The sequence below is a fragment of the Nocardia sp. XZ_19_231 genome, from assembly GCF_015355705.1.
In the GTDB taxonomy this organism is placed as follows: Bacteria; Actinomycetota; Actinomycetes; order Mycobacteriales; family Mycobacteriaceae; genus Nocardia; species Nocardia salmonicida.
In genome coordinates this window covers 508,458-526,813 of record NZ_JACUZI010000005.1, presented here as the reverse complement: position 1 = coordinate 526,813, position 18,356 = coordinate 508,458, and the positions used below count along the sequence as shown (strand labels likewise).

Sequence of the window (18,356 nt, the reverse complement as noted above, 5' to 3'; positions counted from 1 at the left end):
GCGCGGTGGCACGGTCGGCGTTCTATGAACTGCTGGCACTGCCACTGGCATTCGCGCGGATACGGACCCGGCTGCGGGTGCCGCGTCTGCTCCTGCGCGAACCTGTCGGCGCCCGCAATGTTTCGCTGGGACGTTGCCTGATCCACTCGGTGCTGTCGGGGGGTCTCGGGCTACTCGGCTGGTTCCTCGCGATGCTCAGCGTGTTGGTTCTGGTGCGTGGTCTGGCCTATCCGCTGGTCGCCGCCGATGGTTACGAGAACTCGTGGGGCGGGCCCACCCTGGTGGGTGCGTGGGCGGTGCACGCGGCGCTGGGCGTGCTGATCGCGCCGGTGTTCGTCGGCTCGATCGCCCTGTTCGGCCGGTTGCAGCTGCGGGTGATCCGGACTGTGCTCGGCGGTGACCGATCGTGGTGGGCGATTCCGATCGTTCTGGTCCTCGCGGCGGCGGGCGGGCTGTTCTTCGTGGCGTGGGTGCATCAGATCTGAGGGGTGGTAGCGCCTCAACGAGAGTTCTGTCCGGGAATCCGAACACCCGCGGCACGCAGTTTCGCTTCGACGAGCGTGGACATCCGAGCCGCGGTCGATTCCGGCTCTTCACCGTGGTGACGGATCAATGTGTAGCGTGTCGCGGCTTCGGTGCGGGCTTGTAGCCCGGTCACGATCTCGAGGTGATCGGGGTTGGCGAGATAGTGCTCGGCCACCGCGGCGGCGACGTCTTCGATCCGGGGGTCGTCGGGCTCCCAGCTCATGGCCTCGGAGGCGCGCCGGTACACGGCGAGGAACTCGGGGTCCTCGATGGCGTTCTCGACATTGGCGAGGTAGTCGTCGAAGCCTTCCGGTACGAGAGCTCTGGCCAGCACCCAGCCCTCGCGGGCGGCCGCTATGTCTGCCTGACTGATGCCGAGTTCGGGCAGGCGGGCGAGCAGCGCCACCGCGCGGTCGGGCAGCAGCGTTCGGTCGCCGTCGGCGAGGCGGTGCAGGGTGTCGCGGCGGGCGATCAACTCCTCGATCCGTTCGGTGAGGCGCCGTTCGACGTCGGCCAGTTCGGTGGCGAACGATGCCGCGTCGGCATCGAGCAGGGTTCCGATCTCGGCCAGCGGTACTCCGGCGCCGGCCAGGGTTCTGACCTGTACCAGGCGCAGCAGCGCGGCCGAGCCGTACCGGCGGTAGCCGGAGCTGTCGCGCGCTGGTTCTTCGAGCAGACCGTTGCTCTCGTAGTGCCGCACGGTCTTGATCGTGACGCCGGCGAATACCGCGGCCTGGCCGATTGTGACGCCGTTGTTCATCTGCTCAGTCCGCCCTGCTCGGGGTAGTCCTACTGAGAAAGTTGACCTTGATGCGAGGGCGAGGTCAAGTCCTCGGCGCCGAACACCTCGTCGACCAGCCGTTGCGTGGCAGCCTGGAACACCGTGGACAACGACAGGTCGGCGTCGTCGACATAGTTCAGCGCCGCGGTCATGGTTTTGGTGCCGTCGGGCGTGCTGTACATCAGCGCCGCGTGACCACCGTGGCCGCCGTTGTGGGTGATGACGGTGCCGGTCGCGGTCTTCTGCGCGAACACCCCCAGGCCGTAGCCGACCTTGGTTTCGGGCGTGAGCATCTCGGCCAGCAGCGCGGCGGGCAGCAGCTCGCCGTTCAGCAGGGCGGAAATGAAGGTGTGCAGGTCCTTGCTGGTGGAGATCATGTCGCCGCCGCTGGAGATCCAGGAGGGGTTCTGCATGCTGACATCGACGGTCTTCTCTACGCCGGCGTCGTCGTAGCGGTAGTAGGCGTGGGCGTGCGGTCCGCCGATCTCGGTGGAGGTCTCCGGCACCACGGTGTCCGACAGTCCGAGCGGACCCAGGATCAGTCGCTGCATCTCCTCGGCGAGTGGGTGGCCGGTGACCGCTTCGATGAGCAGCTTGGCCAGCACGTAGTTGGTGTTGGCGTAGCTCCAGTCGGTGCCCGGTTCGAAGTCATGAGATGAGCTTCCACCTTGACCCAAGGTCAACCGCAAGGGTGATCCGGGTCACTCGACTTCGGCTAGCTCAGCTTTCTTCGCACTGTGTCGGCGATGACGGCGAGGGCGCGGTCCTCGGTCATTCGCCAGTGGGTTGCGTCCACGGGATGGTTGTCGACGGAGCCGGTCACTGCCTGGTCCCAGGACGACGCACCGGCGGTCCCGGTCGGATCGTCTTGGGCCGCGGTGAAATAGGTGATGGTGCCGTCGAATCGGCGGGGGTGATAGGCGGCGTCGAGGGTGAGCGAGGTGATCGCCGCGTCGACGATTCGGTCGATGCGGGCGGGGTCGAGGGGTGTCTGCGGGGCGGAGTGTTCGAACAGGGTTCGGGCGAGTCGGTGCAGGTCGACGGGTTCGGTGAGGTCCACCTCGTCGGCGCCGACGAACCCGCCGAGCAGATCGGCAGCGGTCGCGGGGGTGGCGACGGCCGTCGCCGCCGACGACAGGGTGCTGTCCAGCATGGCCAGCACCGCGACGTCCTCGCCGTCTTCCTGTAGCAGCACCGCCATGGCGTGGGCGATGACGCCACCGAGGGACCAGCCGAGCAGGTGGTACGGGCCCTCGGGTTGCACCGCGCGTATTTCCTTGAGGTAGAGCATTGCCCATTGCTCGATCGAATCCGGAAGGGGCTCGGCCGAACTCAACGCCGGTGATTGGAGTCCGTAGAGCGGGCGGTCGAGGTGGGCGGCGAGGCCGCTGAAGGACCAGGCGATGCCGCTGATGGGGTGGACACAGAACAGGGGCTCGCCGGTGCCCTCGGTGCGCAGAGGCAGCAGGATGTCGAAGGCGGCGTCGGTGCCCGCCCTGTCGGTGCCCTCGGCGCGCAACGCCGCGACGATGCCCGCCGGAGTGGGCGTGGTGAAGATCCAGGTGACGGGAACGGTCGCGGCCGTCGCGGCGCCGAGCTGGGTGGACAGGCGGGTGGCGCTCAGGGAGGTGCCGCCGAGTTCGAAGAAGTGGTCGTCCATGCCGACGCGGTCCAGGTGCAGGATGTCGGCGAAGATGTCGCAGACCGTGTGTTCGACGGCTGTGTCCGGGGCGCGGTAGGTGCGGGTGGCGAGTTCGGGGGCGGGCAGGGCGGCGCGGTCCAGTTTGCCGACGTGGGTCAGGGGGATGTCGTCGAGGACCATGATCGTGGTGGGGACCATGTGGGTGGGCAGCGACTGGCTTGCCCACCGCACGAGGCTGTCCACGTCGACTTCGCGACCGTGCGCGGCGACCACATAGGACACCAGCACTGTTGCCCCGGCCTGGTTCTCGCGACCGACGGTGACGGCGGAGCCGACGTCGGGGTGCGAGCCCAGGACCGCGTCGATTTCCTCGAGTTCGATGCGGAACCCGCGGATCTTGAGCTGGAAGTCGGTGCGGCCACGGTATTCGAGTTCGCCGTGTGTGTTCCATGCGGCGAGGTCGCCGGTGCGGTACAGGCGGGTGCCCGCGTGGAACGGGTTGGCGACGAAGCGTTCGGCGGTGAGGTCGGGGCGGGCCAGGTAACCGGTGGCCAGTTGGGCGCCTGCCAGGTACAGCTCACCCGGCACACCGACCGGGACCGGGCGTAGTCGTGCGTCCAGGACGTAGACCTGGCTGTTCCAGACCGGTGTGCCGATCGCGACGGTGGTCGTGTCGGCGGCGCTCACCCGGTGGCTGGTGATCGAGACCGCGGCCTCGGTGGGGCCGTAGACGTTGAACAGCGCGATATTCGGTGCCACGGTGGCGAATCGGCGAGTTAGTGCGGCCGGGAGGGTTTCGCCGATGGCCAGGACGCGGCGTAGCGACGGCGCGAGCGTTTCGCCGAGCAGGGTGTCGAGCATCGACGGCACGACGTGCAGGGTCGTCACTTGTTCGCGTCGCATCAGCTCGGCGAGGTAGGTCGGGTCCCGGTGACCATCGGGTGCGGCGAGCACCAGTCGACCGCCGCAGACCGCCGCGGACCAGAACTCCCAGACCGACAAGTCGAACGTGGCGGCTGTCTTCTGCAGCACGCTGTCTTGGGCGGTGAGCCCGAATTCGTTCATCTTCCAACGCAATTGGTTGACGATCGCTGCGTGGGAGACGGCCACACCCTTCGGACGACCTGTCGATCCCGAGGTGAAGATCACGTAGGCGGTGTTCGCGGCGCGCAGGGGGGTGCGGCGGTCGCGGTCGGTGATCGGGGCGGGGCTGTGCGTCGCGAGGTCCAACTGCTCGACGCACAGCACGGAGGTTCCCGGTGAGTCCGTCGCGTCGAGCCATGTGCCCGTGCTGGTGAGGGTCAGCAGTGGCGAGGCGGTATCCAGGATGTGCCGGGTGCGTGCCGGTGGTTGGTCGGGATCGAGGGGGACATACGCGCCGCCTGCCGTGCTGACCGCGTACATCGCGACGACCAGGTCGACCGATCGGCGCATGGCCAGCGTCACGCGGGTTTCCGGGCCGACGCCTGCCGCGATGAGATACCGGGCCAGGCGGTTCACTCGCGCGTCCAGGTCGGCGTAGGTCAGGCGCTCCTCGTCGGCGACTAGGGCTTCGGCATCCGGTGTCGAGGACACGGTCGCATCGAGCATCGAGACCAGGGTGGTGCTCGGGTCTGCTGGTCGCGCGGTGTGATTCCAGGTGTCGAGGAGCTGGACTCGTTCGGCGGGGGCGAGCAGGTCGATGGTGTGCAGGGGCGCGCCGGGGTCGGTGACCACCGCCGTGACGAGACGGGTGAGTCGGGTCAGGAATCCGGCTACCGTGGCCGCGTCGAACAGGTCGGTGGCGTAGGTGCAGTAGCCGCTGATGCCGGCGGGCGAACCCTCGGCGGTGTAGCGGTCGGCCAGGATCAGGTGCAGGTCGAACTGGGACAGCGCACGGTCGAGCTCCACCGACGACACGCTCATCCCAGGCAGGTCCATCCGCACCTCGGCCAGGTTCTGGAACGACAGACCGACCTGGAACAACGGGTGCCGGGCGGTGGAACGGGCCGGGTTGAGAACTTCCACGAGCCGTTCGAACGGGATGTCGGCGTTGGCGAAGGCGGCCAGGTCGGTGTCGCGTTGGCGGGTCAGCTGTTCGGCGAAGCTCGCACCGGTGTCGACTCGGGTGCGGAACACCAGGGTGTTGACGAACATACCGATCAGGTCGTCGAGAACGGCGTCGCCGCGACCTGCGACGGGGGTCCCGATAGCGATGTCGGTGGTGCCCGACAGTTCGGCGAGCACCACCGCCAGGGCGGTGTGCACGGCCATGAACAGGGTCGCGCCGTGGGTGCGCGACAGTTCGGCGAGGGCGGCGTGGGTGGCGGTGTCGATGGTGAAGGGGACGCGGCCGCCCGCATAGGACTGGATCGCGGGTCGTGGCCGGTCGCGGGGTAGTTCGAGCTGGTCGGGCAGCTCTGCCAGGGCCTGCTGCCAGTAGGCGAGCTGGGCAGCCGACATCGAGGTGGGGTCGGTTTCGTCGCCGAGCAGGCTTTGCTGCCAGATCGCGTAGTCGGCGTACTGCACGGGCAGCGGGGCCCAGGCGGGGGCGTTTCCTTGGGAGCGTGCGGTGTAGGCGGTGACGAGGTCGCGGGTGAGGGGTCCGCCGGAGAAGCCGTCGCCGGCGATGTGGTGCACGGCCATGGCCAGGACGTAGTCATCGGGGCCCAGTTCGAACAGGGTGGCGCGCAACGGGACCTCAGTGGTGACATCGAAGACCGTCGACGCCAGTGCTGTCACCGCTGCGTCGTCGCCCTGCGTGGTGACCTGCAGGTGTGGCACGTCCGGGTGGTCGATAGGCAGCACGATCTGTGCCGGGGCGAGGTCGACGGTCGGGTAGACCGTGCGCAGGATCTCGTGGCGTGCGACCAGATCGGTGAATGCCTGCCGCATCGCGGTGGTGTCGAGTGCCCCGGTCAGACGGAGCACGACCGGAATGTTGTAGGCGGCGGTTCCGGTGTCGAAGCGGTTGAGGAACCACATGCGCTGCTGGGCCGGCGAGAGGGGGATGTGATCCGGTCGTGGGCGCGCCGCCAAGGCGGGGCGGTGGGCCGCGCGGGTCAATCCGGCGATCTCGCGGGTGCATTCGGCGACAGTGGGTGCGGCGAACAGCACGCGCACCGGCACCCGGATGTCGACCGCCGCGCTGAGCCGTGCGGTCAGGCGGGTGGCGAGCAGGGAGTTGCCGCCCAGGTCGAAGAAGTTGTCGTCGGCGCCGACGCGTTCGGCGCCGAGCACCTCGGCGAACATCTCGGCGACCGTTCGCTCCAGCCCGGTCGCGGGCTCGCGGTAGGCGCGGGTCGCGAATTCCGGTGCGGGAAGGGCGTTCCGGTCGATCTTTCCGGCAGCCGACAGCGGGATACGCTCCAAGACGACGACCGCCGCCGGGACCATGTGCGCGGGCAGCATCGATGACGACCACCGTGCGATGGCGCCGGGATCGATGTCGCGGCCCGTCACATACGAGACCAGCGCGGTCTCACCGGCGGGGTTCTCGGCGCCGATCGTGAGGGCGAAACTCAACTGCGGGTGCCGCAGCAGGACGGAGTCGATCTCGCCGGGCTCGATGCGGAAGCCGCGGATTTTGATCTGGAAGTCGGTGCGGCCCAGGTACTCCAGCTCGTAGGTGTCGCCGTGCACCCAGCGGACGAGATCGCCGGTGCGGTACATGCGTTCGCCGGGTCCGGCCCACGGGCAGGCGACGAAACGGTCGGCGGTGGCGGCGGCGCGGCCACGATAGCCGCGTGCGAGTGCGGGACCCACCAGGTACAGCTCACCGGTGGCGCCCACCGGGACCGGATGCAGGCGGGCGTCGAGGACAACGGCACGCATGCCCGGGACGGGACGACCGATCGTGACGCGGTCCCCGGCACACAATGCCGAGTAGGTCGCGCCGATGGTCGCTTCGGTGGGGCCGTAGCCGTTGAGGAAGCCGCGGCCGGGTTGCCAGCTCGCCAGCAGTTCGGGGGTGGTGGCTTCACCGCCTGCCGACACGCACTGGAGATCGGGCAGGGCTGCCGGGTCCAGGGTGCTCAACAGGGCGGGGGTGATGATCGTGTGCGTCACCTGTTCGGCGCGCAGCAGGTCGTCGAGGTCGGTGCCGCCGAGGGTGTCCGGGGGTGCGATGACCAGGGTGGCGCCGTAATGGAACGCGGTACCGAGTTCCTCGATCGACTGGTCGAAGCTGGGCGAGCACACGTGCAGCATGCGGTGGTCGTGGCGCAGGCGCATCAGAGCTGCCGAGTGCGCGAGGAGAGCGCCCACTCCGGCGTGGGTGACCGAGACGCCCTTGGGTGTGCCGGTGGAGCCGGAGGTGTAGATCACGTAGGCGATGTTGTCGCGGCGCAAAGGTTCTCGGCGGTCGCGATCACGCACCGGGGTCGACGAACAGGCGGCGATGCGGGCCTGGGCGGTCGGCTCGTCGAGAATCAACCAGCGCAGGGATCCGGGGAGTCTGTTCGCCTTGGCCGCGACGGTGAGGCCGATGGTCGCGCCGGAGTCGTCGAGCATGTGGCGCACGCGATCGTCGGGGTAGTTCGGGTCGACCGGCAGATACACCCCACCGGCTTTGGCGATGGCCCAGAAGGCGAGGACCGACTCGTAGGAGCGCGGGACGGCCGAGGCGACGACTGTTTCCGGGCCGATTCCCTCGGCGACGAGGACTCGGGCCAGGCGTGAGGAGTCGGCGTCGAGGGTGCCGTAGGTATAAGTGTTCGTGTTGTCGCGCACCGCGATTCGATGCTGGCCGTAGCCGGTGCCGCGTACGAGCAACTCGGGCAGGGTGCCGGTCGTCGAGGGGGTTGTGCCGTCGCCGAGGTGGGTCAGGAAGGTGTACTCGACGTGGTCGGATAGGGGTAGGTCGCCCGCCGGGGTCTGCGGTCGGTCGGCGATGGCGGTGAGCAGCCGGACCAGGCGTCGGACGAAGGTACCGGCCTCGTGGTCGTCGAAAAGGGTTCGGGCGAAAGATATCTCGATCGACATGCTCGACTTGTTCTCGATCACCGTCACGGTGAGTTCACCGGCTGTCGGGGCGTCATTCTCCGGCGTCGCAGCGTCGTCGGACCGTACTTGCAGGCACACCTGTCCCAGAGAACGGAGCTCGACGCCGAGCAGGTGCGCGAAGTCCGCGAGTGGGATTCCGGCATGAGCCATCGCCTGAGACTCGGTGTTGTGGGCCTGGTTAAGCAGATCGAGGAACGGTGCGGTGGGATCGATCGTGGTGCGTAGCAACAGATCAGGAGTGCCGGTGCTGATCACGATGTCGTCGGAAGCCGTCAGTCGTGCGAGGAGCACGGCCACGCCTGTGCGGACCAGCGTCTGCCAGCTCACGTTCGCGGTGTCGGCGAGGCGGCGGAGGTCTCGGTGCACCGACGCCGGGACCGCGAATCGGGTGCGGCCCTGTTCGGTGGCGCCGTGGCTATCCGATTGCCCGCTGCGCGAGTGGTCGGTGGGCAGGACCAGTCGGGCAGGTAGATCCGCCAAGGTCTGGCGCCAGTAGCGGGATCGGGTGATCGGGTCGGTCGGGTCGGCGGCGAGCTGTTCGGCGATGCCGACCGCGGGCGTGGTCGGGCTCGCGATGAGGTTGTCGATGGCCGTGCTGAGGCGGTCGGTGACCGCTCTGGCCACCGCATCGGAGACGAGGTCGCGGCGGTACTTGATCTGCACCTGGGTGCGGGCACCCAGGAAGACCAGCACCGTGATCGGGTAGTGGGTGTGGTCGGCGCCTTGCAGATCGTCGATGCTCAGATTGTCGAGTGCGCCGCCCGCCTGTTGAAGTCCTTCGACGTCGACGGGGTAGGACTCGAACGCGAGCATGGTGTCGAACAGCTCGCCCAGTCCCGCGACCCGCTGGATCGCGCCGAGACCGAGGTGGTGGTGATCGAGCACGGAGGCCTGCTCGGCCTGGACGGCGCGGATCAGGTCACCGACGTTGCCGGCGGGATCGATCCGCACGCGCACCGGAACCGCGTCGACGAACAGACCGATCATGTCGCCGACGCCGTCGAGTTGTGGCGGGCGCCCGGAAACGGTGGCGCCGAACACCACATCGTCGCGCGCGGTACTCGCGGCGACGACCAGGCCCCAGGCCGTTTGGAACACGGTGTTCGCGGTGACCTCGGCGGCCGCGGCGAACGTGGTCAGTTCAGCTGTGCGCGCCGCGTCGAGTTCGAACTCGCACAGCCCGTAGCCGGTCCCGGTCGCGGGCGGCCAGGTCAGCTCGGGGGCGATCATGGTCGTGCGCACCCCGTCGAGGACCTCCGACCACGCGCTCTCGGCGGCGGTGCGGTCCTGGCGGGTGAGCCACTCGAGGTAGTCGCGGTAGGGGCCCACCGGCGGGAGCGGGGTCGCGTCGCCGTGGGTGGCGTAGAGGACGAGCAGTTCCTTCATCAGCAACGGCATCGACCAGCCGTCGAGGAGGATGTGATGGCCCGTCAAGACGAGGTGGCTGCGCCCGGAACCGGTGATGTACACCGTGAATCGAAGCAACGGCGCGATCGTCGGGTCGAAACCGGCCTGCTGATCGGCAGCGAGCAGAGCGGGCAACTCGGCGTCGGCGGCTTCGACGATCCGGAACGGCGCTTCCACGGCGTCGGCGACGAGCTGGACCGGGGTGCCGTCGGGGGCGGTGACGAAGGCCGAACGGAGGTTGGCGTGCCGGTGCAAGACGGTCGCGGCCGCGTGGCGTAGCCGGTCGGTGTCGAGTTCGCCGGTCAGTTCGGCCACGAGCTGGATGACGTAGGCGTGGACCGACTCGTCGAGCATGTCGCCCAGTGCCAGCAGCGAGTGCTGCAACGGCGACAGCGGCAGCACATCCGACATACCCGGATGGGTTCGGCGCCAGGTGTCGAGGTCGGTTTGCGAGACCTGGACCAGCGCGACGTCGGACGGGGTCAGCCCACCCGCGGACGGGTGCTGGGTGTGATCGGCCAGGGCGGTGAGCCAGCTCGTCCAGTCCTCGGCCAGTTCCTCGACTTCGGACTCGGTGAGGATGCCGGTGGCGTAGCGGAAGTCCGCCCGCAGTTGCAGACCGGAATCGGTGGTGACGGCGATCGCGTTGATGTCGAGGACGGTGTGCGCGGGCAGGGCGGGGTCGTAGTCGACCTCGATCTCGCCGAGGTCGGCGGTGGGCAGCCATGCGACGTCGTCGGTGGGCCTGGCGCCGGTGGTCGCGCGGCCCAGATAATTGAAGCCGATCTGACCGATGTTGCCGGACAACAGGTTTCGGATCTCCGGTGTCCTGCGCAGCAGTCCGAAGCCGATGCCGTTGTCGGGCACAGCCAACAGTTGTTCCTTGACGGTGCGCACCGTCGCGGCGAGGGCTTCGTCGTCGAAGGTCGCAGGTGTGATGGCGCGCAGATCGAGGGCGACGGGGTAGACGGTGGTGAACCAGCCGACGGTGCGGGTCAGGTCCGCACCGGGGACGGCGTCCTCCTGGCGGCCGTGGCCTTCGAGTCTCAGTCGCAGAGTGGCGGAGTCGATGCCGCGACGCGCACGCCAGACGCGCACGGCCAGGGCCAGCGCGGCGAGCAGGGGGTGGTCGGCGCCTGCCCGGTATTGCGCGGGCAGGGTCGTGAGCAGGGGTTCGGTGATCTCGGCGGGGATCTGCACGGTGATCGACCGCATCGTTGCCTCGGTGTCGAGGCGGTGGTCGACCGCACGGGTGCCGAGCAGCGGGTCGGGGGTGGCCAGGACCCGCTGCCAGTGGCCGAGTTCGGCGGTGCGGTCGGCGGTGGCCAGGCCGTGCGCCCAGCGGCGGAACGAGGTCGCGACCGGCGGTAGGGCGATCTGTTGACCCGCGTCGTACTGGGCCCAAGCCATGACCAGGTCGGGCAGCAGGATGCGCCAGGAGACGCCGTCGATCACATAGTGGTGGGCGGCGACCGCGAGCACATCACGAGCGCCGCGGCGGCGGATCCAGGTGAAAGCGATCATGCGGGCGGCAGCCGGATCCAGTGCCGACAGGGCTGAGTCCATGGCGGCGCTGCCGATTCGGGTCAGCTCATCCGGTGCGGTCGCAGCCTCGCCCAGCGAGGGTGATGCTGCGGCATCCGACGTTGCTTTCGCGCCGGGCGAGCTCGCTATCGGCTGTGAGGCGTCGATCTCGGTGATCAGCGAGTCCACAGCGATGGCGTGGGTCGCCAGGACCTCCCATCGCCAGTCGTCGCCGTCTCGCCGCAGCCGGGAACGCAGCATGTCGTGGTGGCGCAGGACCGCGGTGATGGTGGCCTTCAGCCCGGCACGGTCGATGTTGTCGGGTAGGGCCAGGACCATGGTTTGGGCGAAGCGGTCGCTCGAACCGGTGGTCAGGAAGTCGGCCAGTACCGGTGTCAACGCGACATCGCCGATGCCGCCACCGGGCAGTTCGGCCAACACGGGCGCGTTCGGGCTGTCGAGGGCGGCGATAGCGGACAGCTTCGCCACGGTGCGGTGTTCGAACACGTCACGGGTGGTGAAGACGATGCCTGCCGTGCGGGCCAGGGAGACCAGCTGGATCGACAAGATGCTGTCGCCGCCGATCGCGAAGAACGAATCGTGCACGCCGACCTGCGGCACACCGAGGACGCGGGCGAACAGCTCGGCCAGCAGGGTTTGCATCGTGCCCGACGGCGCAGCGGCGGGTTCCGTCGCGGTGGCCGGTTCGGGCAGGGCGTTGCGGTCGAGTTTGCCGTTGGAGGTCAGGGGCAGCGTATCGAGGACCACGATCGCCGACGGCACCGCGTGCGCGGCCAGGCGATCTGCGGCGTACGCGGTGAGTGCGTGAGGGTCGGCCGAATGATATTGTGTCGCAAGCACATAGGACACCAGCGTCGTCGAACCGGATGGGGTTCGACGTCCCACCGTGACCGCGAATTCGACACCGGGGTGGCTGACGAGCACGGCATCTATCTCACCCGGTTCGATCCGGAAACCGCGCACCTTCAACTGGGTATCCGCGCGGCCGAGGTAGTCGATGTCGCCGGTGTCGCGGCGGCGCACCAGATCGCCCGTGCGGTACATGCGGGTGCCGGGCGCACCCCACGGGTCGGGGACGAATCGGGCCGAGGTCGTCGTCGGCTGATTGCGGTAGCCGCGAGCCAACGCCTCACCGGTCAGATAGAGCTCACCGGTGACGCCCGACGGAACCGGGTGCAGGCGGGCGTCCAGGATCATCGCGTGCGTGCCCTGCACGGGGCTGCCGATCGAGATGGGTTGCCCGGCGGTGAGTTCGGCGTAGGAGGAGATGATCGTGGTCTCGGTGGGGCCGTAGCCGTTGAGGTAGCGGCGACCGGGCTGCCACTTCGCGAGCAGTTCCGGGGTGGTCACATCACCGCCGACAGACAACGATTCCAGTGCGTCCAGACCGGCCGGGTCGAGGGTGCCCAGAACTGCGGGGGTGATGATGGCGTGGGTGACGGACTCGGCGGCCAGCAGGTCCGCGAGTTCGACACCACCCGCGATATCGGACGGTACGACGACCAGCGTCGCTCCCGTCGCGAAGGCGCACAGCCATTCCAATACGGAGGGGTCGAACCAGGGGGCGCAGATGTGTAGGAAGCGGTGGTCGGACTCGAGGCGGTAGCGGCGGACGGCTTCATCGACCAAGGGGGCAAGCCCGGCATGGGTCACGGTGACGCCCTTGGGCAGACCCGTGGAACCCGAGGTGTAGATGATGTACGCGGGGTGGTCGACACGCAGGGGTGCGAGTCGGTCGGCGTCGGTGATCGGCGTCGTCGGGTGGGTGGCACCGGCTCGGTCGAGGTCGTCGAGCGTCAGCCAGGTCAGGTCGTCGGGCAGGTCTTCGAGGTGCGCGGCGGCGGTGATGCCGAGTGTCGCACCCGAGTCTTCGACCAGGTGTTGGAGCCGCTGGGCGGGATTGCGAGGGTCCATCGGCACATACACGCCACCTGCCGCGGCGACGGCGAGTGCGGCGGCGACCATATCGAAAGAGCGTGGAAGGGCAACGGCGACAGCGACTTCGGGGCCGACACCACGGGCGATCAGCGCACGGGCCATTCGCGCGGTCTGCTCGGTCAGCTCGCCGTAGGTGATCGAGCGGTCCCTGTACCGGACGGCGACCCGATCTGGACCGTGGGTCGATCCGCGCGAGACCAGTTCGGGGAACAGCACGGTGGCGCCTTCGGGATCGGCGTCCCGCGCGGTCAGCGCCGCTTGCTCCTCCGCGTCGAGCAGTGTGAGGTCACCGACGGGGGCATGGGGGTGCTCGATCGCCGCTGCCAGCAGGCGAATCAGTCGCTGCGCGAAGACTTCGACTGTCGACTGGTCGAAGAGAGCGCTGGCGTAGACGAATTCGGCGGTGACGGCGTGTTCATCAGCGGCTCCGTGGTGCGCAGAGCTCAGGGACAGCACGAGATCCCGCGCGACCGTATCCACGTCCGAGGATTCGTCCGACACCAGCATCACCCGCACGAGAGGCTGCTCGTCCGGTGCGTGGCCCGCCGTCGGCCTGTTTCGCGCGAATGCTCGCCGGGCCGCCGTGGTCGCCTCGGCCAGCAGTTCGTCGACAACAGTGTTGCCGCGCACCGTTAGCCGCAATAGGTGGGGGGTGTCGATCGCGATGTCTTCGGTGCCGGACAATCGGGCGAGGAGCACCGCGAAGACCGTGTGCACGAGGCTGAATACCGTCGTGTCGCGGGATTCGGCGAAGTCCCGCATGCGCCGATGGAGATCGGCGGGGATCTCGAAGCGGACGCGCGCGTCGGTCACCACGGGAGTTGCCGGTCGGGCGCGATCGGTGGGGAGGTTCAGTTCCTGCGGGAGGTCGGTGAGAACCGAACGCCAGTAGGTCGACTCCGCGATCGGGTCGTCGAGTTGATCCAGGGTGTCCAGGAGTTGGGCGGGGGTGTGTTCCGGCGTTCGGACGAAAGCGTCGAGGGTGGCACGCAAGCGGTGCGCGAGAGCGTCCGCGATGCCGCTGTCGATCACGTCCAGGCGGTACTGCACACCGACGCGGATTCCGTCGCCGACCTCGACACCGACTGCCACCGGATAGTGCGTCGCGTTGGCCGCTGTGACATCGACGATCTCGAGGCCGTCGATGGAGCTGTGCGCGCGCCGCATTCCCTCGGTGTCGACGGGGTAGGACTCGTAGGCCATCAGCGTGTCGAACAGCTCGCCCGTGCCTGCGGCCCGCTGGATCTCGGCCAGGCCGAGGTGATGGCCGTCGAGTAGGGCGATTTGTGCGGACTGCAGCTGCGACAACATGTTTCGCAGTGGCTGGTTCGTGTCGACGTCGACACGAACGGGGATGGTGTTCGCGAAGAGTCCGACCATGCCGTCGACACCGTCCAACTGCGGCGGGCGGCCCGAGACCACCGCGCCGAACACGACATCGTCGCGACCGACCGCACCGGCCAACACCACACCCCACGCCGCCTGGAACAGCGTGTTGACCGTGACATCGTTGGCCGCGGCACAGACCGCCAATTCCTCTGCCTCGGCCGGTGGCAGTTCGACGGTGCACATCCCGTGCCCCTCGGTCGGCGCGGTCGGCGCGGCGATCGCCGCGGTGAGCAGGCTCGGCCGGTGCCCGGACAGCGCCTCGCGCCAATTCCGCAACGCGGCGGACCGGTCCTGGCCTGCGAGCCAAGCAAGATAGTCCCGGTAAGGGCGCACGCTCGGGAGCACGGTGGGGGCACCGTCGGTGGCATAGCAGAGCAGCAGTTCCTGCATCAGCAACGGCATCGACCAGCCGTCGACCAGCAGGTGGTGCGCGGTCAACACCAGATGCATGCCGTCGGCGCGCCGGTACAGCGTGAACCGCAGCAGCGGCGCTGCGGAAAGTTCGAAACCGATCCGCGCTTCGGCGGCCAAGAACTCCTCGGCATCGGCACGCTCGGTGTCGACGATCTGCCATGGCACCGTGACCCCCTCGGCCACGAAACCGACCGGCGTACCCGCCGCCGACGAGCCGAACGCCGTGCGCAGGATCGCGTGACGGTCGAGGACCGCTTGGGCTGCACGGCGCAGACGGTCGGTGTCGACCTCGCCCGCCAACTCCACAGCCAGCTGGACCAGATACGGGTCGGCCGGAGACACCTGGGCGAGGAACATCAAACCGAGCTGCAGAGGCGCCAACGGCAACACATCGGTCAGATGCGGACGTTCGCGATGCCAGGTATCGAGTTCTGCCTGGGTGACCTGGACCAACGGCACGTCGGCGGGGGACAGGCCACCCGCTGCCGGATCGCGCAGGTGTTCGGCGAGGATCGACAACGCCGCGGTCCAGCACTCGGCCAGTTCTCGCACCGACGCCTCGTCGATGATCTCGGCGGCGTAAGAGAACGACGCGCGCAGCTGCAAGCCGGTGTCGGTACTGGTGGCGAGGGCGTTGATATCGATGACGGCGGCCGCGGGCAGCTCTGAATCTTGTTCGGCGACAGGCTCGCCCCAGTCGGCGGTGGGTAGCCAACTGTGGTCGGTCGCGGCGACATCGCCCGCGGAAATGCGTCCCAGGTAGTTGAAGCCGACCTGACCCAGGGGGCCTTCGAGGTGGGCCGCAGATTCCGGGTCCAGGTGACGGAGCATGCCGAAACCGATGCCCTTGTGCGGCACCGCGCGAAGCTGTTCCTTGATCGCCTTGACCACGGCGGCTGTGGTATCGCCACCGCGCCACGCGGCGTCGTTGTCGACCGTGCTCAGATCCAGCGCGACCGGATACATGCTGGTGAACCAGCCGACCGTGCGCGTCAGATCGGCACCGTCGACCGCGGATTGCTCGCGGCCGTGGCCTTCCAGACGGACCCGGGTAGCGGGAGCGTCGACGCCACGTCGGGCCCGCCACGTGCGTACGGCCATGGCCAAGGCGGCGAGCAATCCGTCCTCGGCGCCCGCGCGGTACATCGTCGGCAGGTCGGTCAGGACCGCCTGGGTGATGTCGACGGGCACCTCGACGCTGATGGTCCGCACCGTCGACGCGGTATCGGTAGGCCCGAGCGGACGATCGCCCAGCAGCGGGTCGGGCACCGACAATGTCTGCTGCCAGTAATCGAGTTCCTCGCGCTTGCTGGTCGCCGCGTCTGTCAGGCCGTGCGCCCAGCGGCGAAACGACGTGCCGACCGGAGGCAAAACGATCCGCTGACCGGACTGGGCCCACGCGGCGACCAAGTCCGACAAGAGGATTCGCCACGAAACACCGTCGATCGCCGCGTGGTTCGCCGCGACGACCAGCCCGTCCTGGCCGTCCTCGCGGGCCAGCCAGGCGAAGCCGATCATCCGGTACGCCTGCGGATCCAGCGACGCGAGGACGGAATCCATCGCGGTGTCGGCGATTTCGTCGAGCTGGTCGGTGCCTGCCGGGATATCGACGCGGATGAGTAGCTCGTTCACGTCCACCGCGCCCGGCGGCAGTGCGTGCAGCTCCCACTTCTCGTCGACCTGACGCAGACCCGCCCGCAGCATGTCGTGGTGATCGATCACCGCCGTGAGGGTGTCCACCAGGGCGTTTCGATCGATCCCGGCAGGCAGGGCAAGGACCATCTGCTGGGTGAACCGGCCGAACACACGTCCCCCGGCCAGCGAGGCTGCCAGCACCGGCGTCAACGGCATCTCGCCCACACCACCGCCGGGGAGTTCGGCCAAGGTGGGCGCGGAGTCGGCACCCAGCACCGACACCCGCGCCAACCCGGCGACGGTCCGGTGCTCGAACACCGCCTGCGGGGTGAACGAGATACCGGCATTGCGTGCTCGCGACACGAGCTGGATGGACAGAATGCTGTCGCCACCGGCAACGAAGAACGAATCCTCGGCACCGATCTGCTCCAGGCCGAGGATCTGGGTGAACAGCTCGGCAATGGCGATCTCGACCGGACCTTCGGGCGCGCGGGAACCGACCGCCCCGAAAACCGGTGTGGGCAGGGCATTCCGGTCGAGCTTGCCGTTGGGGGTCAGCGGGATCTCATCGAGGATCATCAGGACGGTCGGCACCATGTGGGCAGGCAGCGACGTGCCGACGAAACGGGCTACTTCCTCGGTGTCGATCGAAATGCCGTGCCGGGGGAGCACATACGACACCAGTACCGTCGCGCCCGAGTCGGCCTTCTTACCGAGGGTGACCGCGTATTCGATGTCGGGGTGGGCGCTGAGGGCGGCGTCGATCTCACCGAGCTCGACGCGGAAGCCACGGATCTTCACCTGGAAGTCGGAGCGGCCGAGGTACTCGAAATCGCCGTCGGCCGTCCGTCGGACCAGATCGCCGGTCCGGTACATGCGGGAACCGGTGAAGGGCGAAGCGACGAAGCGCTCGGCGGTGAGAGCTGGCCTGCCCTGATAACTCTGTGCGAGCGCGGGGCCGGACAGATACAGCTCACCCGCCACACCCGCGGGGACCGGGCGCAGGCGCGAATCCAGCACGGTCGCACCGAGGCCGGGGAAAGCCGAACCGATGGTGATCGGCTGCCCGGGGGCAAGCTCGGTGGTGCCGGTGGCGAGGATGGTGGCCTCGGTCGGGCCGTAGCCGTTGAAGAAGGCGCGGTCGACAGCCCAGCGGTCGACGAGGGTCGGGCCGAACGCGTCGCCCGCGACGACCACTACCCGCAAGGCCTCGAGGTCGTGCGCGTCGACAGATTCCAATGCCGCCGGGGTGATCAGCATGTGGGTCACCCGTTCACGGCGCAGCAGCTCGGCGAGTTCGGGGCCGCCGAAGACCGACGGCGGTGAAATCACCAACGTGGCACCGGAATTGAACGCCACCAGCAGCTCGAGCACGGAGACATCGAAGTTCGGTGAGCACACGTGCAGGACACGGTCGCCGCCGTCGACCGAATAGCGTTCCCTGGCGGCCGCGACCAGCGCGCCGAGCCCGGTGTGGGTGACGACGACGCCCTTGGGTCGGCCCGTCGAGCCCGAGGTGTAGATGACGTAGGCCGGGTGCTGATCGGTCAGCGGGCGGACTCGATCGAGGTAGGAGATCGGGTGGGCGGGGTGCGCCGCGATGCGGTTGTGGTGAGCCGGGGCGTCGATGTCGAGCCAATCGACGGATTCGCCGAGCTTGTCCCGATGCGCCGTGCAGGTGAGTCCGAGGATCGTGCCGGAGTCCTCGAGGAGGTAGGCGATCCGCTCCGCGGGCAGCGCCGGGTCGACGGGCACATACGCGGCACCGGTCTTGGCCACCGCCCACACCGCCGCCACCGATTCGATCGAACGGGTGAAACCGAGCGCGACCACATCGCCGGGGCCGATCCCGCGCTCGAGCAGATCCCTGGCCAGCCGCGAGGAGTACTCGTCGAGTTGGGTGTAGCTGAGTTCGCGGCGGTCACCGTCGACGGGTGAGTACGACACGGCCACGGCATCACCCGCGGTGTCTACCGCGGCGGTCAGCAGCTGCGAGAAGAGAGGAGTACTCGACTTTCGAATGCCTCGCGGCGCACGGCGAGCTTCACGTCCAGAGGTGCGCACTTCACGCATTCGAGTACAACATCCTTCATCTGT

Annotated in this window: 4 protein-coding genes; 1 reads left to right on the top strand and 3 read right to left on the bottom strand. The window is 68.5% G+C overall.

From position 1 onward, the window contains the following. The first annotated feature begins 5 nt into the window (after positions 1–5). Positions 6–485 (top strand): hypothetical protein, encoded by a 480-nt coding sequence (locus IBJ82_RS24420; RefSeq protein WP_370585451.1) that lies wholly within the window; start codon positions 6–8, stop codon positions 483–485. A 14-nt stretch (positions 486–499) separates the two neighbouring features. On the opposite strand, the gene IBJ82_RS24415 is transcribed toward IBJ82_RS24420, so the two are convergent. From IBJ82_RS24415 to IBJ82_RS24405, 3 genes are read right to left on the bottom strand one after another with little or no spacing between them, the layout of a single operon-like run. Continuing rightward, a complete protein-coding gene (locus IBJ82_RS24415) occupies positions 500–1,285 on the bottom strand; it encodes a MerR family transcriptional regulator (protein ID WP_194828291.1) in 786 nt (261 codons plus the stop codon). Between the two features lie 29 nt (positions 1,286–1,314). Continuing rightward, positions 1,315–1,995 carry a serine hydrolase gene (locus tag IBJ82_RS24410; RefSeq protein WP_194828290.1) on the bottom strand — a complete coding sequence of 227 codons (681 nt, stop codon included), beginning with the start codon at positions 1,993–1,995 and terminating at the stop codon, positions 1,315–1,317. A gap of 26 nt (positions 1,996–2,021) precedes the next feature. Further along, entirely contained in the window at positions 2,022–18,332 is a 16,311-nt protein-coding gene (locus tag IBJ82_RS24405) for a non-ribosomal peptide synthetase (RefSeq protein WP_194828289.1), read from the bottom strand. Positions 18,333–18,356 lie beyond the last annotated feature (24 nt).